This is a genomic window from Yunchengibacter salinarum, assembly GCF_037658235.1.
Classification (GTDB): domain Bacteria; phylum Pseudomonadota; class Alphaproteobacteria; order Sphingomonadales; family Kordiimonadaceae; genus Yunchengibacter; species Yunchengibacter salinarum.
The window spans coordinates 70,207-88,904 of record NZ_JBBJLN010000007.1 but is presented as its reverse complement, the minus strand read 5'-3'; the positions used below and the strand labels follow the sequence as shown (position 1 = coordinate 88,904).

Sequence of the window (18,698 nt, the reverse complement as noted above, 5' to 3'; positions counted from 1 at the left end):
GGCACGGCAGCGCACGGTTTTTGAAAAAGGGGGAGTGAAAAACCGATGGCTACAGCAGCGACGCCCGCGACGGGCCATGACCAGACCGCGGCGGATCTGAGCCGCACTCTGGTGCTGGAAGGGGTCCGCGTGACCGAGGCGGCGGCGATCGCCGCCAGCGGGTTCATAGGCAAGGGGGATGAAAAGGCGGCCGATGCCGCCGCCGTGTCAGCCATGCGAAAGGCGCTGAACGGGCTGGATATCGACGGAACGGTGGTGATCGGCGAGGGGGAGCGGGATGCCGCCCCCATGCTGTATATCGGCGAAAAGGTTGGCGCTGGCGGCCCGGCGGTGGATATCGCGCTGGACCCGCTGGAAGGCACCACCATCTGCGCCAAGGCCATGCCCAATGCGCTGGCGGTGATGGCCATGGCGGAAAAGGGCGGCCTGCTGAACGCGCCGGATGTGTATATGGACAAGATCGCCGTGGGTGCCGGGCTGCCTGAGGACGTGGTGGATCTTGACCGCAGCGTGACGGACAATATCCACAGCTATGCGCGGGTCACCGGCAAGGATGTGGCGGATGTCGCGGTCTGTGTGCTGGACCGGCCCCGCCACGGCAAACTGATCAACGAGCTGCGCGCGCTGGGTTGCCGGGTGCATCTGATCGGGGACGGGGATATAGCAGGCGTGATCGCCACCACCGACCCTGTCACCTCCATTGATATTTATATGGGCTCCGGCGGTGCGCCCGAAGGCGTGCTGGCGGCGGCGGCGCTGCGGTGCACGGGCGGGCGGATGCAGGGGCGCCTGCTGTTCCGCAATGATGACGAGCGCAAGCGCGCCGCCAAATGGGGTATCACCGACCTGGACAGGAAATACAGCAAGCGGGACATGGCGTCCGGCCATGTGATCTTCTGCGCCACGGGCGTGACCGACGGGTCCATGCTCAAGGGCGTGCACAAGCGGGACGGGCGGCTGACCACGGAAACGCTGGTCATGCGCTCGGCATCGCGCACCGTGCGGACCATTCAGGCGGAACATCTTGTGGCGGAGAGCGCGGATTGACCGGCCAGCAGGCAGCGGACGGGCCATCAGGCGGGGCGCAATCTTCGAAAGGGGGCGCCCCCGAACCGGTGCTGGGGGTTGCGCACTCCCTGAAAGGGCAGGGCTGGCGGCTGCGCGCCTTTGAGCCACGCATTGCCGAGGCGGTGGCGCAGGCCCATGGCCTGCCGCAGGTGGCGGGGCAGATGCTGGCCGCGCGCGGTGTGACGCCGGAAAGCGCGCCTGCCTTTCTCGATCCGTCGCTGAAGCAGGACATGCCTGACCCCAGCATTCTGATGGATATGGACAGCGGGGCCGAAGCCCTGGCCCATGCGGTGGTGAACCGGCGCCGCATCGCCATTTTCGGCGATTATGATGTGGACGGCGCCACCAGCACGGCGGTGCTGGTGCGCACATTGCGCGCGCTGGGTGTCGATCCGCTGGTTTATATCCCTGACCGCATGACGGAAGGATACGGCCCCAACGCGCCGGCCTTTGACCGCTTGAAGGCGGATGGCGCCGAACTGGTCATCACGGTGGATTGTGGCATTCTGGCCTTTGAGCCGCTGGCCCATGCGGCGGCCATCGGCCTGAACGTGATCGTGGTGGACCATCACAAGGCGGAAACCCGGTTGCCGGAAGCGCTGGCCGTCATCAACCCCAACCGGCTGGACGACACCAGCGGGCTGGGGCAACTGGCGGCGGTGGGGGTCAGTTTCCTGCTGGCGGTGGCGCTGCTCAGGCGGCTGCGCGCGCTTGGCGGCGTGCCCGGACACAGCCTGCCGGACCTGCGCGGCGTGCTGGATGTGGTGGCGCTTGGCACGGTGTGCGATGTGGTGCCGCTGACCGGGCTCAACCGCACCTTCGTGGCGCAGGGGCTGAAGGTGATGGCGCGGCGCGAAAATGCGGGGCTCGCCGCGCTTGGTGACGTGGCCGGCCTGTCAGAGGCGCCGGACGCCTATCATCTGGGCTTTCTGCTGGGCCCGCGCCTGAATGCGGGCGGTCGCGTGGGGCGATCCGATCTGGGGGCGCAACTGCTGACCACCGAAGACCCGGCCACCGCGCGTCGGCTGGCCGAGGAACTGGATCGCCTGAACGCGGAGCGGCGCGCGCTGGAAAGCGAAACACTGGCCGCGGCGGAAAACGGCGTGGAGAGGCGCATCGGCCCTGCCGGGTCGCCGCCCCCCGTCGTGGTGGCCGCCGGTGAAGGCTGGCACCCCGGCGTGATCGGTATTGTGGCCAGCCGCCTGACCGACCGTTATCACCGGCCCAGCGTGGTGATCGCCCTGGACAGCACCGGGGAGGGCAAGGGCTCCGCCCGTTCGTTGCCCGGCGTGGATATGGGCGCCGCGGTGATAGAGGCGGTGCAGCGCAATCTGCTCATCAAGGGGGGCGGCCATGCCATGGCGGCGGGCCTGACCGTGGCGGGGGACAAGATCGCCGAATTCGAGGGGTTTCTGAACGATTTTCTGGGGGGGAATGTGGCCGAGGCGTCGGCCAGTCGCAGCCTGTCGGTGGACGGGGTAATCGCGGCGGGCGGTGCCACGCCGGAGCTGGTGGCGGACATTGCCCGTGTGGGGCCGTTTGGCGTGGGCAATCCGGGGCCGCGTTTCGCCCTGCCGGACATGGCGGTGATCAAGGCGGATCGCGTGGGCGAAAACCATGTGCGCCTGATCGTGAAGGGCCGGGATGGCATCAGCCTGAAGGCTATCGCTTTCCGGGAGGCGGACAGCACCCTTGGCAATGCGCTTTTGCAGGGGATCGGGGGCCGTTTCCACCTGGCGGGCAAGCTGAAACTGGATATGTGGACCGGCAGCCCAAGGGTCGAACTGATTCTGGATGATGCGGCCCGCGCTTAAGCCGGGGGTGCCCCCTGGTCGATCCGGCAAAAAAGCTGTTGACCCGGCCCCGCCGGGTCGCTATTCAAGCGCCCGTCGGTAACGCTGGCCCCTTCGTCTAGCGGTCTAGGACGCCGCCCTTTCACGGCGGAAACACGGGTTCGAGTCCCGTAGGGGTCACCACCGACATATCCGGCCATCACGGCCAGCGCACGCCTGACCGGCCCCTTCGTCTAGCGGTCTAGGACGCCGCCCTTTCACGGCGGAAACACGGGTTCGAGTCCCGTAGGGGTCACCATTTGTCTGCCGCCCGGTATCCGGGTGTTTCCAGCCTTGCCGTATCATATCCCGAACAGGGCACCGCCCCCCGGATGAGGCGGCCCCCTGAATGCCATGCTGGCGGATTGCGGCGTGGCGGGGTAAAGAGATGGGCATGATCACACTTTCGCCCCTTTCGGAAGCGGACATGATGGTCATTCGCCGGTGGCGCAATGATCAGATGGATGTGCTGCGCCAGGATCAGCCGATCGGCGAGGCGGCGCAGCGCACCTATTACCGCACCCATGTGGCGCCGCAATATGCGCGGGCACAGCCGACACAGCTTCTCTACGCTGTCCATGAAGGCGACGCGCTGGTGGCCTATGGCGGGCTGGTGCATATGAACTGGTACGCCCGCGCGGCGGAGGTTTCCTTTCTGGCCGATACCGCCATTCCCCATGAAAGCGATCGGCATGACGGCCTGTTCCGTGCTTTTCTGGCGCGGCTTCTGGACCGGGCCGAATCCCTTGGGCTCGTTCGTCTGACGGCGGAATTGTATGATCTGCGCCCACGCCACGGGGCGGCGCTGTCGGATTGCGGTTTCAAACTGGAAAGGCGCCATGCGGGCGCGGTGCACATAAGGGGGCAGGCGGTGGATAGCCTGTTCTATGGCCGCGACCTTGTGCCGGATTGAGCCGCGCGGCGTTATTGTTTTGCGTCGCGGGCCTTGTGGCGGCGGGGGCAAGCTTCTAGATATGCAGGCAGACACATGTTGCCTGATCGGGCGACGCAAGCGGACCAATCGGGGGATTTTCCATGAAGCTGAACGATGAAAGCCTGTTGAAGCGCCATGCCTATATCAATGGCGAATGGGTGGCCGCCGAGGGCCGCTTTGAACTGGAAGTGACCAACCCGTCCACCGGGGAGGTGATCGCCAGTGTCCCCGACCTGGGCGTGGACAGCACCAGCCAGGCGATTGAGGCGGCCCACGCCGCCTGGCCGGACTGGCGCAATCGCACGGCCAGGGAACGCAGCGACATCATGAAGCGCTGGCACACGCTGATCATGGAAAACCGCAAGGACCTTGCCACCATTCTGACCAGCGAGATGGGCAAGCCCTTCAAGGAGGCGTATGGCGAGATCGCTTACGGCGCCAGCTTCATCGAATGGTACGCCGAGGAGGCCAAGCGGGTATATGGCGACGTGATCCCCGCCCATGGCACCGACAAGCGCCTGGTGGTCATCAAGCAGCCCGTGGGCGTTGTGGGGGCCATCACGCCGTGGAACTTCCCCTGTGCCATGATCACCCGCAAATGCGCGCCGGGCCTTGCCGTGGGCTGCCCCATCGTGATCAAACCGGCGGAGGACACGCCGCTTACCGCGCTGGCGCTGGCGGAACTGGCCGACCGGGCGGGCTTCCCCAAGGGCATCATCAATATCATCACCACCTCCAATGCCGCCGATGTGGGCGGTGAGATCACCCGCAATGACAAGGTGCGCAAGATCACCTTTACCGGGTCCACCGAGGTGGGGCGCATCCTGATGCGGCAAAGCGCCGATACCATCAAGAAGGTGAGCTTCGAGCTGGGCGGCAACGCGCCTTTCATCGTGTTCGACGATGCTGATCTGGATGCGGCGGTGGATGGGGCGATCGCCTCCAAATACCGCAATTCGGGCCAGACCTGCATATGCGCCAACCGGCTTTATGTGCAGGACGGCATTTATGACCGGTTCGTGGAAAAGCTGACCGAAAAGGTGGCGGCCCTGAAGGTGGGCGATGGCTTCGAGGAAGGCGTGGCCCAGGGGCCCTTGATTAATGATGCCGCCGTGGACAAGGTGGAGGAACTGCTGGGCGATGCCGTCTCACAAGGGGCCAGCGTGGTCACCGGGGGTAAGCGCCACGCACTGGGCGGCACCTTTTTCGAGCCCACCGTGCTGCGCGACGTGACCCAGGACATGCGCCTGTCCAAGGAAGAGGTCTTCGGCCCCGTGGCACCGGTTTTCCGCTTTTCCGACGATGCCGACGTGGTGGCCAAGGCCAATGACACCATTTTCGGCCTTGCCGCCTATTTCTATGCGCGGGACATAGGCCGCGTGTGGCGCGTGGCCGAGGAACTGGAATATGGCCTGGTGGCGGTCAATACCGGCCTGATGACCACCGAAGTGGCACCCTTTGGCGGCTACAAGCAATCCGGCATCGGGCGGGAAGGCTCCAAATACGGCATCGATGATTTCGTCGAGCTGAAATATATCTGCATGGGCGGTATTTGAGGCGGCATCGGTATGAGCACTGAGGGGCCGCAGCGCACGGGATCTCGCCGCCGCCTGCGCCCGAAGACCCGGCCCATGCGCTTTGTTCTGGGCGTGGCCCTGATCTGTGGCGGGGTGCTGGGTTTTCTGCCCATTCTCGGCTTCTGGATGATCCCGCTGGGGATTCTGGTGCTGTCGGACGACATTCCGCCCCTTCGGCGCTGGCGCCGCCGCATGGACGTGCGCTATGGCCGCTGGCGGGCACGCCGCAGGGGGGAGACGCGCCGTGAGCGTACCGGCAATCACGATCGATGACATCGAGACCGCGGCGCATCGGCTGGCGCTGGTGGTGGTGCGCACGCCCCTGATGGAGCATCCGCTTTTGAACGAGCGATTGGGCGGGCGGGTGCTGATCAAGCCGGAAAACCAGCAGGTGGTGGGGTCGTTCAAGCTGCGCGGCGCCTATAACGCCATCGCCGCTCTCGGCCCCGAACAGCGGGCGCGCGGTGTGGTGGCCTTTTCCAGCGGCAATCATGCCCAGGGCGTGGCGCGGGCGGCGAGCCTGATGGGGGTGCCCGCCACCATTGTCATGCCGTCGGACGCGCCCGCCATCAAGATCGAGAACACCCGCGCTTTCGGGGCCACCATCGCGTTTTATGACCGCTACAGCGAAAGCCGGGAGGCATTGGCCCAGCGGCTGGCGGATGACACGGGCGCCGCGCTGATCCCGTCCTTCGACCACCCGGATGTGATGGCCGGGCAGGGCACGGTGGGCCTTGAGATCGCCGAGGAGCTGGCGGCAAGGGGCATTGTCCCCGATCAGGCGCTTATCTGCTGCGGCGGCGGGGGGCTGTCTTCCGGCAGTTTCCTGGCGTTGCACCGGGCCTTTCCCCGTATGGCGGCCTATACGGTGGAGCCTTCGGGGTTTGACGATACGGCTCGGTCCCTGAAAAGCGGCGCGCGGGAGCGTGTGGACCCGGCCTCCCGATCCGTGTGCGATGCGCTGCTTTCCGAACGGCCCGGCGCCCTGACGCTGGACCTGCTGCGCCGGGAAAGGGCGAAGGGCGCGGTGGTCAGCGACGATCAGGCGCTGGCTGCCGTGGCTTATGCCGCTCGCGTGCTCAAGCAGGTGGTGGAGCCCGGCGGGGCCGTGGCATTGGCGGCTTTGCTTTCCGGTGTGGTCCCGGCAAAGGGGCGGACCAGCGTGATCGTGCTTTCCGGCGGTAATATCGCACCGGCCATGCTGTCCCGCGCGCTGGAACAGGCGGAATGACGGCGCCAAGGCTTTCATGGCGGAAAAACGCATCAAACAGGCTTGGCGCCGGGGCGGGGCTGCGTTATAGCTTGGCCAAAATCGGGGCTGCAAAGCCTGCGGGTCGTAACCGTGCCGGGGAGCAAATATCATGACCATGGAAACCACAGACCATCAGAAAACCTATAAAGGCTTCCTCAAGGCATCCAAATGGGGGCTGGGCTTTGTGCTGGTGATCCTGCTGATCCTGGCATCCATCGCCTGATGGTGACCCTGTCGAAGCGGCATTACTGACAATACCGGGTTAAGGCTTCCGCCATCCCGCCATGCGCGGGATGAGCGCAGGCCACAAGCGTGGCCCGCCGGGTGCCCGGCGCCGGTTTGGAGCCACGGCGCGAAGCGCTGAAGCGTGAAATCAGAAAAGCCTAGTGCCGGGGAATGGCGCGAAGCTGATAGTGCCCGGCGGCCAGATGGCCGAACAGCTCCGGCACGTCGGGGTGGTTCACGGGCTCGTCGCTGTCATCCGCCAGCAGATTCTGTTGGGAGACATAGGCCTCATAGGTGGAGTCTTCGTTCTCCGCCAACAGGTGGTAGAAGGGCTGTTCCTTCACCGGGCGAATATCTTCCGGGATGGACTGCCACCATTCTTCCGTATTGTCGAATTCCGGGTCCACATCCACGATCACGCCGCGAAAGGGGAAATAGCGGTGTCTTACCACCTGGCCGATGGTGAACAGGGCCTGCCGCGTAACGAGGGCAGGGGTATCATGATCGGTAATCTGTGTCTGCATGTCCATGCACGATGACCTAAGCGGGTGGGCCTTCAATGTCAAGCGGCGCCCGTTATGGGCCCTGTGGTTTCCATGCACGGGAACAGCCTATTTGCCGTGGCGGGGGGCGGTGGCCGGTATTTGTCGGTTCCGACCCCGCTCATCCCCGGTGCTGGTCATTCCCGGTATTTGCTATCCCTTGTCACACGCGGTAGCATCCGGCTCTTATCGACTGTTTCATAATGGGGGGAACCATGCCGGGTCGCATGATCATACAAGGTGTTTCGAAATTTGCCCTGATGGCGGGGCTGGCGATGGGGCTTGCCGCCTGCGGATCGGGCAATAATGAAAGCAGCGAATCCGCCGGGGACGAACAGGCGGGCGCCGAGGTGGAAATGAGTCAGGCCGAGAAGCTCAGGGCCTTTTTCCGCGATGCCATGATGGAACGGCTGGAGCGGGAGCCCTTGCAGGCGGAACGGCTCGGTTTTTCCGACAATAACGACAAGTGGCCCGACCTGTCCCAGGAAGCGCAGGACGAGATGCGCACACTGTATGAAGAGCAACTGGCCGAACTGCGGCAATTCGATCTGGCCGGGATCGGGGAGCAGCTTTCGCTCAGCGCCCGCCTTTTCGAACTGACGGCAGAGCGCTATGTGCGCAATGACAAATGGCGGCTCTACAGCTATCCGATTAACCAGATGTATGGCTGGCATACCTATGTGCCCACCCATTTGATGACCGTGCACAAGGTGGCGGACAAGGCCGATGCCGAAGCCTATATCGCGCGGCTCGCCGGGGTGCGGGATCTTTTCGCGCAGGTGGTGGATGGCCTGCGCCTGCGGGAGGAAAAGGGCATTCTGCCGCCCAAATTCGTTTTCCCAAAGGTGATCAAGGCCGCCCGCAATGTGGTGAGCGGCGCCCCCTTTGACGAGGGAGAGGACAGTATCCTGATGGCGGATTTCCGCACCAAGGTGGGCGCCCTTGACCTGCCGGAAGCGGAGGCCGAGGCGCTGCTGGAACGGGCGCGCACCGCTTTGCGGGAAGGCGTGAAGCCGGGTTATGAGGCGCTGATCGCGGCGCTGGAAGACCAGGCCACCCGCGCCACCAGCAAGCATGGGGTGTGGAAATTTCCTGAAGGGGATGCTTTTTACGATCAGGCGCTGGCCAATCACACCACCACCGATCTGACGGCGGAGGAGGTTCACCAGATCGGGCTGGATAATGTGGCCCGCATCCATGAGGCCATGCGCGCCATTGTGGACGAGGTGGATTTCGACGGCGACTTGCAGGAATTCTTCGAGTTCACCCGCACCGACGAGCGCTTCTATCTGCCAAACACGGACGAGGGACGGGAGGAATATCTGCAACAGGCCCGCGACTATATCGAGGATATGCGCGTGGCCGTGCCGGACTATTTCAGCCTGACCCCGAAGGCATCCATGGAAGTGCGCGCCGTGGAGAAATTCCGGGAGGAAAGCGCGGGCAAGGCGTTTTACCAGCGTTCCGCGCCCGATGGCTCCCGGCCCGGCATTTATTATGTCAATCTGCACGACATGAAGAACATGCCCACCTATCAGCTTGAAGCCCTGAGCTATCACGAGGGCATTCCGGGCCATCACTTCCAGATCGCCATTGCCCAGGAGCTTGAGGGGCTTCCGCTGTTCCAGCGCACCGCCCGCTTCACCGCCTTCACGGAGGGCTGGGGCCTTTATACCGAGGAACTGGGCAAGGATATGGGCTTTTACGAAGACCCCTATTCGGACTTTGGCCGCCTGGCCATGGAACTGTGGCGCGCCTGCCGTTTGGTGGTGGACACGGGCATCCACCATAAGCAGTGGACGCGGGAGGATGCCATTGACTATCTGGTGGAAAACACCCCCAATCCGCGCGGGGATGCCGTTGCGGCCATTGAGCGTTATATCGTCATGCCCGGTCAGGCGACCGCCTATATGGTGGGCAAGCTGAAGATCATGGAATTGCGGGAAAAAGCCCGCGAGACACTGGGTTCCGCCTTTAGCTGGCGGGATTTCCACCGTGTGGTGCTGGAAAACGGCATGGTGCCGCTCAGCGTGCTGGAAGACAAGGTGAACGCCTGGATCGAGGCGGAAAAGCAGGCCGCACAGCAGGAAACGCCCGCGGCCTAACCCGGCTCCGTTTTTCGGGCTGAGCCTTGATTTCGGCTCTTATTGAACCAGATATGGTTAATGCGCGGCGCTGTCCATGGCAGCGCCGCCCGCTTTATGTAAGGAAAAAGTCACTGAAATGACATGGGATAGCCATGCTTGAGCGTTTCAGTGATCAAGAATAAAAAGAGGATATCTTCATGACAGACATGTACCCCGTTCTGAACGATCAGGGCCTGAAGCGCGTGGCGAATCTGCTGCTGGAGCGGCACAAGCCCCAAAGCCGGGAAGATGCCCTGCGCTATCTGAATCGTGGCATGGGCGCCTATGACCGGGATGGCCTGATGCTGCGCGCCCATGTGGACGCTTTCTTCCGCAATTCAGCCGCCGGAGCCTGAATTGTTCTGCGCCTGAATTGTTTAGCGCCGGAAATGGCCCGCCCCCGCCCGCCTTTGCGGGGACCACGGGGGCCTGACATTTTGGGCCGCGTTACTGGTCGCCCGGCTCCAGCAGGCGATGCAGATGGACCACCACATATTTCTTCATGGCGTCGTCCACATTGCGCTGGCTTACATCCCGCCACGCTTTTTCGGCGTCTTCATAGTTCGGGAAGATGCCGACAAATTCCACATTGTCCAGGTCGTCGAATTCCAGGGACTGCGGGTTTTTAACGTGGCCGCCGAAAACCAGATGCAGAAGCTGCTTGTCCGCCATTTCCCAACCCCTTTATGGTGCCTTGAATACTGAAGTCGCGCACCCAATAACGGGTTGCGTTCAGGAATGCAAGCGGGCAATACCCGTCCGCCACATCAAGGGAGCCATGGCATGAGCCGCACCAGCGCACCGAGCCCGTCCCGCACCATGCTCATATCGATCAAGGGTGCCGACCGTACCGGCGTGGTGGCGGATGTGTCCGGCTGCCTGTTCGAAATGGGCGCCAATCTGGCGGATTCCAGCTTTGCCCTGCTGGGGCAGGGGTTTGAATTTTCCGCCCTTGGCAGCTTTCCGACGGGCGTGACCGAAGCCGACGTACAAAGCGCCCTGGCCAGCCTGTCCGCGCTTGCGGGCGCGCACATCCGGGTGAGCGGCTATGATTTTGCCGCCGAACGCGGCCCGCGCGGGCAGGTGACTCACCGGCTTGTGGTCAGCGGCGGGGACAGGCCCGGCCTGGTGGCCTGCATCAGCGAAATCGTGCAGGAAGCGGGCGCCAATATTGTGCGCATGTCCAGTGGCCGACGGGAGAGCGAGACCGGCGCCGCCTATATCACCCGGTTCGCCCTGCATGTGCCGCCGGAAGGGGCTGACCGTCTTGCCCGCCTGCTGGATAATACGGCGGGCGGCATGGGGCTTGTGGCACGTATGGAGCCTGTGAGGCCGGAGCCCGCGCCCGACCCGGTGCCGGAAGATGAGTGAAGGGCGCAGCCCGAACCCGGTGCCGCGCCATCCGGGTTTAGCGGGCCGCGTTTCCCTGGGTTGAAACGGGCTGTTCCACGGGCGGGCCGTACCGTTCCTTCAGGTTCCTGATGACCGCATCCAGCCCTTTTTCGCTGATCCGGGCGGAAAAGGCTTCCCGATTGGTGATCAGCAGGTTGATGCCTTCCACTTCCAGATTGACGATCTGAAAACTGCCGTCCCGCTTGCGCAGGCGCCAGTCCGCCAGGATGGGCGGGCCTTCGCTGCGCTTCACCTTGGTTTTGACGAACAGGTGCCCGCCGCGCCCGGATGCCGGGCTGGTGCCGCGAATCTCCAGATTCTCGAAGCCGATCTGCTCCATGCGCTGGTCGAATTCGCTGATGATGTAATCTTTCATCGCATCCATATAGGCGATGCGCTGTTCTTCCGTGGCGCGATTATAATAGCGGCCCAGAATGGCGCGGGAGAGAAGCTCGATATCCGTGGCCTTTTCCAGCACCTTGCGGAACTGCCGGTATTCTTCCTGTTCGGAAAGCGACTCATCGGCCCAGATGCTGCGGGTCTCGTCGGTCAGTTGGCGCACAAAGGCGATGGCGCCCTGCGGGTCGTCCACGGCGGTTTCATCGCCTTCCGCCAGCGCCGGGCGCGCCGCCAGAATGGCAAGCGCAGCCATGAAACCCGCCAGCAGCATAAGCAGCGGGCGGCTCTTGAAGGGAGTGGCCGCATGGGCGCGGGCGGGGATGGGCTTCCGGGTCATGATCGTTCTCTCCGCTGTCAGGGTTTCCCGCTATCGGGTTGGCCATTTTTGGGCGCTTCGCTTTTGGGCAGTGTCGCCTCGCTCGTGGCCTTGCTGTCTTTTTGGGCCTGTTCCGTGGCTTTTTCAAGATAGGCCAGCAGATCGGCGCGGTCCTGCGGTGTGCGCAGCCCGGCAAAGGACATCTTGTTGCCCGGCAGGAAACCGCTGGGATTCTTCAGCCAGCGGTTCAGTTGGCTTCGGCTCCAGGCGAAATCGGCTTCCGCCAGCGCGCGGCTGTAGCGATAGTCCGACAGGCTGCCAGCCTTGCGTCCGAACAGGGCGTGCAGATTGGGCCCCAGCTTGTGGCGGCGCCCGTCGGTCAGATTGTGGCACGCCTTGCAGCGCAGGAACAGGCGCTTGCCGCGTGTTTCGTTCCCGTCCAGCGCCAGGGCGGCGGCGGTTTCCGCGGAATCGCCGCTTTGGGCCGAGGCGTTCTGGGCCGAGACCGGGGGCGCCAAAGCCGCCACCGCGGCCACGAAAGCGGCCAGCATCATGAAACCGATGCCGCGTGAAGCGGAAGGGCCGGGCAGAAACCCCTTGGGCATGGATCGTGTCTCCTTCATTCGGGTCTGACCCTTATGGTCTTGTGGCTACTCTATTGGGCTGAACCCTTGCTGAATAAGGGCGCCATCAATGTGCCCGTTTCTTGATATAGTGGCTGATCTCGCCGCTTTTGACACGGGCCAGATAGCTTTTCAGCATGGTCTTCACTTCCTTGCGCAACAGGAACACGCCAACCAGATTGGGGAAGCCCATGCCCAGGATCATGGCATCCGCGAAATCCATCACGCTGGTCAGGTTCATGGTGGCGCCGATCGGCAGCAGGGCCAGGAAGAACACCTTGAAGCCCAGCTCCACCCGCGGCTTGTTGCCCACTAGGAACAGAAATGCCCGCTGGCCGTAATAGAACCAGGTGATGCAGGTGGAAAATGCGAACAACACCGCCGCGATGGTCAGCACATAGCTGAATCCGTCGATCACATGATCAAAGGCGGAAGTGGTCAGCACGATGCCATCCGTGGTGCCGGTCTGCACATGGAAGCCTGTGACGATGATAACCAGCGCCGTCATGGTGCAGACCAGAACCGTATCCACGAAGGGCTCCAGAAGCGCCACCAGCCCCTCCGCGATGGGCTCCCGCGTTTTGGCCGCTGCGTGGGCGATGGCCGCCGAGCCGAGCCCTGCCTCGTTCGAGAAGGCGGCGCGCCGCAGCCCCATGATCAGCACGCCCACTATGCCGCCCTGAATGCCCTCGCCGGTGAAAGCGCCTTCCAGGATCAGGGCGATGGCGTTGGGGATTTCCCCGGCCAGCGAGATCAGGATGAACAGCGCCGAGGACACATAGATGATCGCCATGATCGGCACCAGAAATTCGGTCACATGGGTGATCTTGCGGATGCCGCCAATGATCACGAGGCCGACGAAAAAGGCGAAGATCAGGCCGAATATCCATTCATTGCCAAAGAAGATGCTGCTTTCCCCGCCGGTCAGCCGTACCGCCGCCCCGGTGAAAATGCTGGATGCCTGGTTGACCTGAAACATGTTGCCCGCGCCAATGGCCCCGCCCATGGCCATGGCGGCGAAGGTGACGGCCAGCACCTTGCCCAGTGTATGGTGGCCGAGTTTGGCCAGGCCATCCTTGAGATAATGCATCGGCCCGCCAGAGACCACGCCGTCCGCATCGATGTGGCGATAGTGCAGGCCGAGCGTGCATTCGGTGAACTTGCTGGCCATGCCGAAGAGGCCCGATAGAATCATCCAGAAGGTAGCGCCCGGCCCGCCGATGGAAATGGCCAAGGCCACCCCGGCGATGTTGCCCAGCCCCACCGTGCCGGACAGGGCCGCCGTCAGGGCCTGAAAGTGGGTTACCTCGCCGGGGTCGTCCGGGTCGTCATATTTGCCCCGCACGATATGCCAGGACTGCTTGATGCCCCGCAATTGCGGGAAGCCCATATAGAAGGTGAAATAAGTGGCAAAGCCGATCAGCCAGATCACGATGACCGGCATTCCGGGGGCATCTTCCACCAGCCAGTTCAGGGGGATTTCGAAAAAGACGATGGCGGAAATGAAGTCGGTCACGGGCGCGATCTGCTCATTGACCATGGCGGAAAAGCCCTGCGCCCCGTCTTCCGGGCCGGTCTTCACCTCAATCAGCGGCTTTTCCCCCTCAGTGGTCGTGTCTTCGCCCGCGGGCGGTGTGCCCTGATCCTGGTTCTGGTGTTCTTGCCGCTGTTCCTGCTGTTCCTGGCCGGCGGATGTGTCAGTGCCTGCATCCTGCGCCGTGGCGTTCACATTGCCGAATCCCACCGCGACCATCAGCCCCACAACGGCCAGAAAGCGTTTAACCATGATAACAAGATCCCCTGAATTACCTGAATGCCGCCGCCTGAACGGAAGCTGGCTGGCTGGATGCTAGCCGTCCTTGTGGTCATTCTCAATGCCCGTCTGACGCGGCCAGCGGGACGGCGCTCCCACGGGCGCTATATCGGGCGCTCCCACGGGCCGGAAATTGTTAAAATTTTCGGCAAATATTGAACTGTCTCCGCCGTGCCTGCTTCTATGCTGCCCGAAAGGCTGACTGCAAAGCCTTTGGCAAGGCTGGCCCGATAGCCGGACCTTGTGATATTTTCTGGAAACGGGAGGCGACTCCTCCTATTGTTCTGGCCGGAGAGCGATCCCGTCTGCGGCCCCGTGATTGAGGACCAGTGCCTTGGCAAACAATGATAAACTCACCAGCAGTGACGTTACCCGCCTGTTGCAGGACCCCAGCGATGAAAACCGCGCCAGCGCGGCGGAGCGGGTGGCCAGCACCTTCGGGCTCGACGATCTGAGCGAGCAGGAACGCGCTCTGGCTGAGGATATTTTCCGCGTCATGCTCAAGGACGCGGCGGTGCGGGTGCGCCAAGCCCTTTCTGAGAGCCTGAAAGATAACCCGGATGTGCCGCACGATGTGGCGCTGAGCCTTGCCAAGGATGTGGACGCGGTGGCGTTGCCGGTGGTGGAAAGCTCCAGCGTGCTGTCGGAAGCGGACCTGGTCAGCCTGGTCAAGACCAGAAGCAGCGGCGTGCGCAAGGCCGTGGCGGGCCGGGAGGACGTGACCGAATCCGTGGCGGATGCCCTGGTGGACAGTCGGGACGAAGCCGCCGTCGCCACCCTTGTGGGCAATGAAAAGGCCCGCATCAGCGAGGCCACCTTCGGTAAAGTGCTCAGGGAATTCGCCGACAGCGAGCAGGTGACCACGCCCATGGCCTATCGCGGTGATCTGCCCATTGCCGTATCGGAACAGCTTGTCACTCTGGTCACGGATTCGCTGCGCGACCATATCATGGCGCACAATGCCATTTCGCCGGATGTGGCAGCCGAGCTGATGCTGGAAAGCCGCGAAAAGGCCACGGTCTCCCTGCTCAAGGGTGGCCATGATACCCAGACCGTGAAGGATCTGGTGAACCAGTTGTACGACAATGACCGCCTGACCCCCACCCTGATCATTCGCGCCCTGTGCATGGGGGACACCACCTTTTTCGAAACGGCGCTGGCCCGGCGGGCGGAAATTCCGGTGATGAATGCCTATCGCCTGATCAGCGAACATGGGGACCGGGGCCTTGAGCGCCTGATGGAAAAGGCGAACATTCCCATCCAGTTCTACGAGGTGGCGCGGGCCGCACTGGGCCTCGCGCGGGAGACCATCGCCACCAGCGGGGACAGCAAGGAACAGTTCAAGCAGTTGATGATCGAGCGGGTGCTCACCGCGCTCGAAGATAATGTGGATACGGAAAATCTGGATTATCTGATCGGCAAGCTGCGCCGGATCAATGACCGCGAAGGCGCGGTAAGCTGATCTTTTCGCGCCAGCGGCACTGATTGTTGGGGCGCGCGCCTGACCTTGCGCCCTATTCCGCCAGCAGGCGGGGCAGCCACAGCGCCAGGTTCGGGAACAGGGCCAGCACCAGAAGCGCCAGCGCCTGCAAGGCCACGAACGGTACGATGCCCCGATAAATGGTGGCCAGGCGCACATCACCGGGCGCCGCCCCCTTCATATAGAACAGCGCGAAGCCGAAAGGCGGGGTCAGGAAGCTGGTTTGCAGATTGACCGCCATCAGCATGGCGAACCAGGCGGTGGTCATGGTGCCGGGGGGCACATGGCCGCCAAAATCCAGCGCGGTGATCACGGGGGCGAACACCGGCAGCAGGATCAGCGTGATCTCGATCCAGTCAAAGAAAAAGCCGAGCAGGAAGGTGGCGAGCATCAGCACGCCCAGCACCAGCCAGGCGCCGCTGCCATCCGTATTCATCAGGGCCAGAATGTGATCGTGTCCGCCCAGCAGGGTGAACACATAGGAAAAGGCGGTGGCACCCACGAACAGGCCGAAAATCATGATGGTGGTCAGGGCGCTGCTTTCAACGGCGCCGCGCAGCCCGGACAGGCTGAGCCGCCTGCGCGCCAGTGCCAGCAGCAGGGCGCCGAACGCGCCCACGCCGCTTGCCTCCGTGGGGGTGGCGATGCCGCCAAAGATGGAGCCGAGCACCAGCGCGATCAGCCCCACCGGCGGCAGAAGGGCGGTCAGTATGGTTTTTGGCCGCACCGGCTCTGCGGCGTCCTCGCCGTGGGGCGGTGTCAGGTGCGGGCGGAAAAGGGCGGTGATCAGCAGATACAGCATGTAGAAACCGGCCAGAAGCAGTCCCGGCCCGATCGCCGCCATGAACAGCGTGCCCGCCGACATGGACAGCAGGTCCGCCATCACCACCAGCATGATGCTGGGTGGCAGCAGGATACCCAATGTACCCGATGCGGCGATGGTGCCGGTGGCCAGGCCCGTATCATAGCCCGCCGCGCGCATCATGGGCAGCGCCATCAGCGTCATCATCACCACACTGGCGCCGATAATTCCCGTGGTGGCCGCCAGCACCACGCCCAGCAAGGTGACCGACAGCGCCAGCCCGCCGGGCACGCGCCGGGTCAGCCGGTCCAGCACGCGCAGCAGGTCGTCCGCAATGCCGCTGCGGGCCAGAAGGGTGCCCATCAGCACGAACATGGGCACGGCGATCAGAACCGGCTTTTCCACGACGCCACCGAAAATGCGGCTGACCACCAGAAAGAAACTTTGCGGGTTTTCCGCGCCCAGCATCACGGCGATGGCCCAGAACAGCAGCCCCGTGCCGCCCAGCACGAAGGCCACCGGATAGCCGGTAAACAGCAGCGGCACGAGGGCGGCGAACATCAAAAAGGGCAGGGCATCAAGCAACAGGCTCACGGCGCACTCTCCGCCTCGGCGGGTCGGCCCGAAGAAGATCCATCGCCCCCATCCGGCGCGGGCGGGTGAAAGCGGGTCTGGCGCGCTATGGCGGCTGGGGCGGTCAGAAAGACCAGCGCTTCCAGCGTGCGGGCGATCCCGGCCAGCCCCAGCAGGGCGAAACCGGCCAGCATGGCGTATTTGATCAGCCAGCGATTGGCGAGCCCCGTGGGGGACGGTGAGCTTTCGTCATAGGCCAGGGAAATGCCGGCATAATCGGCACCGAAAGCCACCAGCGCGGCCACATAGGGCAGCAGGAGAAACAGGCCGCCCAGTGCCTCGATCCCGGCGCGCGTGCCTGGGCGGAACCGGTCGCTGAGCAGGGTGACGCGCACATGGCCATCCTTCAGATAGGCCCAGCCCAGCCCGAACAGGAACAACAGGCCGTGCAGATGCCATTCCAGTTCCTGAAGGCGGGTGGAGCCCGTGTCCATCAGCTTGCGGAACCCCACATCCACCACGATCACCAGCATCAGGGCGATCGCCAGCCAGGCCGCGGCGCGGCCAGCGGCCACCACCGTCGCCTCAAGGGCCCGTGCCAGCCGCAGGGCGCGGGCCATGGCGGTGCGGGCGGCATCACTCATCCAGATAGCCCCGCTTTTCCCAGGCATCGTATTTTTCCCGGAACGCCTGAAGGGATGCCCAGACACGGGCGAAGGTTTCGTCCTGTGCCTTCAGGTCTGTCAGCACCTCCTGCCAGGCCTGGCGCAGCGCGGCCAGGGTCTCATTGGAAAAGGTGTGGAAGATCACGCCCTTGGCTTCCAGCTTCTGCATGGCTTCCGTTTGAAGGGCCTCGCCCTCCGACAGACCGGCACGCACATTGGCGCTACACGCGGTTTCGATTATCAATTGCTGATGATCCGACAGGCCGCGCCAGCTATCCAGGTTGATGATCAGTTCGAAAAAGGTGGATTGCTGGTGCCAGCCGGGGAAATAGTAATGTTTGGCCACCTGATAAAAGCCCATGCGATAGTCCACCGCGGGCATGGCGTATTCCGTGCCGTCAATGGCCCCCAATTCCAGCGCCTGAAAGATTTCCCCGCCGGGGATGAGTTGCGGCGCCGCGCCCAGCTTTTCCAGAACCTTTCCGCCCAGGCCGAAAAAGCGGATCTTGCGGCCCTTGAAGTCGGCGGCGCTGTTGATCGGCTCGCGGAACCATCCGGCGGCTTCCGGCGGGGTCAGCCCGCAGATCAGGCCGTGAATATTGTGGCGGTGATAGATTTCCTCGAACAGTTCCCTGCCGCCGCCATGGTCGAACCAGGCCAGATATTCCGCCGCGCGCGGCCCGAAGGGCACGGCGGAAAACAGTTGCAGCGCCGGTTCCTTGCCCGCCCAGTAACCGCTGGTGGACCAGCCCGCTTCAATGGCGCCGTATGACACCGCGTCGAAGGTCTCGAACGGCGGTGCCAGCACGCCGGGCTCGTGAAAGTTCAGCTTCATCCGGCCGCCGGACAGCGCCGACAGCTTTTCGGTCAGCTTCTTGCCCATGGTGCCGATCTGCAAAAGCGTGCTGGGATAGGTGGAAGACAACCGCCAGTCCACCGCTTGCAGCGCGGGTGTGTCATCGGCTTCACGGGCCGGTTCGCCGCAGGCCGACAGGATGAGGGTCAGAGCCAGCGCGCCGATGATGTTCGCCGTGCGCCCGCCCCGCTGCGGGCGCTGTCTGATGGTGATAACCGCCATA

Annotated in this window: 19 protein-coding genes and 2 tRNA genes; 13 read left to right on the top strand and 8 right to left on the bottom strand. The window is 63.6% G+C overall.

Annotation, left to right across the window (positions count from 1 at the left end; translation table 11 throughout):
* Nucleotides 1-45: 45 nt before the first annotated feature.
* From glpX to WGH93_RS09105, 9 genes are all read left to right on the top strand, one after another.
* Nucleotides 46-1,047, top strand: coding sequence for a class II fructose-bisphosphatase (gene glpX, locus WGH93_RS09145; RefSeq protein ID WP_374764576.1), 1,002 nt, complete (start codon nt 46-48; stop codon nt 1,045-1,047).
* On the top strand, nt 1,044-2,882 hold the full coding sequence (gene recJ, locus WGH93_RS09140) for a single-stranded-DNA-specific exonuclease RecJ (protein WP_374764575.1): 1,839 nt from the start codon (nt 1,044-1,046) through the stop codon (nt 2,880-2,882). The genes glpX and recJ overlap by 4 nt, the downstream gene beginning before the upstream one ends.
* 86 nt (nt 2,883-2,968) lie before the next feature.
* Nucleotides 2,969-3,044: transfer RNA gene (locus WGH93_RS09135), tRNA-Glu, on the top strand.
* Nucleotides 3,045-3,083: 39 nt separating this feature from the next.
* Nucleotides 3,084-3,159 (top strand) — tRNA-Glu (locus WGH93_RS09130).
* A 135-nt stretch (nt 3,160-3,294) separates the two neighbouring features.
* Nucleotides 3,295-3,813: a GNAT family N-acetyltransferase gene (locus tag WGH93_RS09125; protein ID WP_374764574.1), complete on the top strand. Its 519-nt coding sequence runs from the start codon at nt 3,295-3,297 to the stop codon at nt 3,811-3,813.
* Between the two features lie 122 nt (nt 3,814-3,935).
* Nucleotides 3,936-5,390, top strand: coding sequence for an NAD-dependent succinate-semialdehyde dehydrogenase (locus WGH93_RS09120; RefSeq protein WP_374764573.1), 1,455 nt, complete (start codon nt 3,936-3,938; stop codon nt 5,388-5,390).
* Between the two features lie 12 nt (nt 5,391-5,402).
* Nucleotides 5,403-5,684: a hypothetical protein gene (locus WGH93_RS09115; RefSeq protein WP_374764572.1), complete on the top strand. Its 282-nt coding sequence runs from the start codon at nt 5,403-5,405 to the stop codon at nt 5,682-5,684.
* A complete protein-coding gene (locus WGH93_RS09110) occupies nt 5,656-6,642 on the top strand; it encodes a threonine ammonia-lyase (protein WP_374764571.1) in 987 nt (328 codons plus the stop codon). The genes WGH93_RS09115 and WGH93_RS09110 overlap by 29 nt, the downstream gene beginning before the upstream one ends.
* A gap of 130 nt (nt 6,643-6,772) precedes the next feature.
* Nucleotides 6,773-6,886 (top strand): aa3-type cytochrome c oxidase subunit IV, encoded by a 114-nt coding sequence (locus tag WGH93_RS09105; protein ID WP_374764570.1) that lies wholly within the window; start codon nt 6,773-6,775, stop codon nt 6,884-6,886.
* Nucleotides 6,887-7,046: 160 nt separating this feature from the next.
* Here WGH93_RS09105 and hspQ read toward each other — a convergent pair whose 3' ends face one another.
* Nucleotides 7,047-7,418: a heat shock protein HspQ gene (gene hspQ, locus WGH93_RS09100; RefSeq protein WP_374764569.1), complete on the bottom strand. Its 372-nt coding sequence runs from the start codon at nt 7,416-7,418 to the stop codon at nt 7,047-7,049.
* 227 nt (nt 7,419-7,645) lie between these two features.
* Here hspQ and WGH93_RS09095 point away from each other — a divergent pair, with 227 nt between their 5' ends.
* Both WGH93_RS09095 and WGH93_RS09090 read left to right on the top strand, forming a co-directional pair.
* A complete protein-coding gene (locus tag WGH93_RS09095) occupies nt 7,646-9,535 on the top strand; it encodes a DUF885 domain-containing protein (protein WP_374764568.1) in 1,890 nt (629 codons plus the stop codon).
* Nucleotides 9,536-9,714: 179 nt separating this feature from the next.
* Entirely contained in the window at nt 9,715-9,912 is a 198-nt protein-coding gene (locus tag WGH93_RS09090) for a hypothetical protein (protein ID WP_374764567.1), read from the top strand.
* Nucleotides 9,913-10,003: 91 nt separating this feature from the next.
* On the opposite strand, the gene WGH93_RS09085 is transcribed toward WGH93_RS09090, so the two are convergent.
* A complete protein-coding gene (locus WGH93_RS09085) occupies nt 10,004-10,228 on the bottom strand; it encodes a DUF4170 domain-containing protein (protein ID WP_374764566.1) in 225 nt (74 codons plus the stop codon).
* A gap of 111 nt (nt 10,229-10,339) precedes the next feature.
* Between WGH93_RS09085 and WGH93_RS09080 the strand changes: the two genes are divergently transcribed.
* Nucleotides 10,340-10,927 carry a glycine cleavage system transcriptional repressor gene (locus WGH93_RS09080; protein WP_374764565.1) on the top strand — a complete coding sequence of 196 codons (588 nt, stop codon included), beginning with the start codon at nt 10,340-10,342 and terminating at the stop codon, nt 10,925-10,927.
* 37 nt (nt 10,928-10,964) lie between these two features.
* Here WGH93_RS09080 and WGH93_RS09075 read toward each other — a convergent pair whose 3' ends face one another.
* The 3 genes from WGH93_RS09075 to WGH93_RS09065 form a co-directional block, all read right to left on the bottom strand.
* A complete protein-coding gene (locus WGH93_RS09075) occupies nt 10,965-11,684 on the bottom strand; it encodes an MlaC/ttg2D family ABC transporter substrate-binding protein (protein ID WP_374764564.1) in 720 nt (239 codons plus the stop codon).
* A gap of 17 nt (nt 11,685-11,701) precedes the next feature.
* Nucleotides 11,702-12,286: a c-type cytochrome gene (locus WGH93_RS09070; RefSeq protein ID WP_374764563.1), complete on the bottom strand. Its 585-nt coding sequence runs from the start codon at nt 12,284-12,286 to the stop codon at nt 11,702-11,704.
* Nucleotides 12,287-12,353: 67 nt separating this feature from the next.
* A complete protein-coding gene (locus WGH93_RS09065) occupies nt 12,354-14,072 on the bottom strand; it encodes an alanine/glycine:cation symporter family protein (RefSeq protein WP_374764562.1) in 1,719 nt (572 codons plus the stop codon).
* A 361-nt stretch (nt 14,073-14,433) separates the two neighbouring features.
* Here WGH93_RS09065 and spbR point away from each other — a divergent pair, with 361 nt between their 5' ends.
* On the top strand, nt 14,434-15,561 hold the full coding sequence (gene spbR / locus WGH93_RS09060; RefSeq protein WP_374764561.1) for a SpbR family protein: 1,128 nt from the start codon (nt 14,434-14,436) through the stop codon (nt 15,559-15,561).
* A gap of 52 nt (nt 15,562-15,613) precedes the next feature.
* Here the strand turns inward: spbR and WGH93_RS09055 are convergent, their stop codons facing one another.
* The 3 genes from WGH93_RS09055 to WGH93_RS09045 are packed head-to-tail and all read right to left on the bottom strand — an operon-like array spanning nt 15,614 to nt 18,697.
* The gene (locus WGH93_RS09055) at nt 15,614-16,975 is read right to left on the bottom strand and encodes a TRAP transporter large permease (protein ID WP_374764560.1); all 1,362 of its coding nucleotides are present in this window, start codon (nt 16,973-16,975) and stop codon (nt 15,614-15,616) included.
* Nucleotides 16,972-17,598, bottom strand: coding sequence for a TRAP transporter small permease subunit (locus WGH93_RS09050; RefSeq protein WP_374764559.1), 627 nt, complete (start codon nt 17,596-17,598; stop codon nt 16,972-16,974). The genes WGH93_RS09055 and WGH93_RS09050 overlap by 4 nt, the downstream gene beginning before the upstream one ends.
* Nucleotides 17,591-18,697: a TRAP transporter substrate-binding protein gene (locus tag WGH93_RS09045; RefSeq protein ID WP_374764558.1), complete on the bottom strand. Its 1,107-nt coding sequence runs from the start codon at nt 18,695-18,697 to the stop codon at nt 17,591-17,593. Before WGH93_RS09045 ends, WGH93_RS09050 begins: the two co-directional genes overlap by 8 nt.
* Nucleotide 18,698: the final 1 nt, after the last annotated feature.

What these genes read in the sequence shown, in the direction of transcription:
- WGH93_RS09115 (WP_374764572.1), top strand. Translation starts at nt 5,403, where the DNA reads ATGAGCACTGAGGGGCCGCAGCGCACGGGATCTCGCCGCCGCCTGCGC.
- WGH93_RS09045 (WP_374764558.1), bottom strand. Translation starts at nt 18,697, where the DNA reads ATGGCGGTTATCACCATCAGACAGCGCCCGCAGCGGGGCGGGCGCACG.
- WGH93_RS09070 (WP_374764563.1), bottom strand. Translation starts at nt 12,286, where the DNA reads ATGAAGGAGACACGATCCATGCCCAAGGGGTTTCTGCCCGGCCCTTCC.
- hspQ (WP_374764569.1), bottom strand. Translation starts at nt 7,418, where the DNA reads ATGGACATGCAGACACAGATTACCGATCATGATACCCCTGCCCTCGTT.
- glpX (WP_374764576.1), top strand. Translation starts at nt 46, where the DNA reads ATGGCTACAGCAGCGACGCCCGCGACGGGCCATGACCAGACCGCGGCG.
- WGH93_RS09095 (WP_374764568.1), top strand. Translation starts at nt 7,646, where the DNA reads ATGCCGGGTCGCATGATCATACAAGGTGTTTCGAAATTTGCCCTGATG.
- WGH93_RS09065 (WP_374764562.1), bottom strand. Translation starts at nt 14,072, where the DNA reads ATGGTTAAACGCTTTCTGGCCGTTGTGGGGCTGATGGTCGCGGTGGGA.
- WGH93_RS09105 (WP_374764570.1), top strand. Translation starts at nt 6,773, where the DNA reads ATGACCATGGAAACCACAGACCATCAGAAAACCTATAAAGGCTTCCTC.
- WGH93_RS09120 (WP_374764573.1), top strand. Translation starts at nt 3,936, where the DNA reads ATGAAGCTGAACGATGAAAGCCTGTTGAAGCGCCATGCCTATATCAAT.
- WGH93_RS09090 (WP_374764567.1), top strand. Translation starts at nt 9,715, where the DNA reads ATGACAGACATGTACCCCGTTCTGAACGATCAGGGCCTGAAGCGCGTG.
- WGH93_RS09080 (WP_374764565.1), top strand. Translation starts at nt 10,340, where the DNA reads ATGAGCCGCACCAGCGCACCGAGCCCGTCCCGCACCATGCTCATATCG.
- WGH93_RS09050 (WP_374764559.1), bottom strand. Translation starts at nt 17,598, where the DNA reads ATGAGTGATGCCGCCCGCACCGCCATGGCCCGCGCCCTGCGGCTGGCA.
- WGH93_RS09085 (WP_374764566.1), bottom strand. Translation starts at nt 10,228, where the DNA reads ATGGCGGACAAGCAGCTTCTGCATCTGGTTTTCGGCGGCCACGTTAAA.
- WGH93_RS09125 (WP_374764574.1), top strand. Translation starts at nt 3,295, where the DNA reads ATGATCACACTTTCGCCCCTTTCGGAAGCGGACATGATGGTCATTCGC.
- WGH93_RS09075 (WP_374764564.1), bottom strand. Translation starts at nt 11,684, where the DNA reads ATGACCCGGAAGCCCATCCCCGCCCGCGCCCATGCGGCCACTCCCTTC.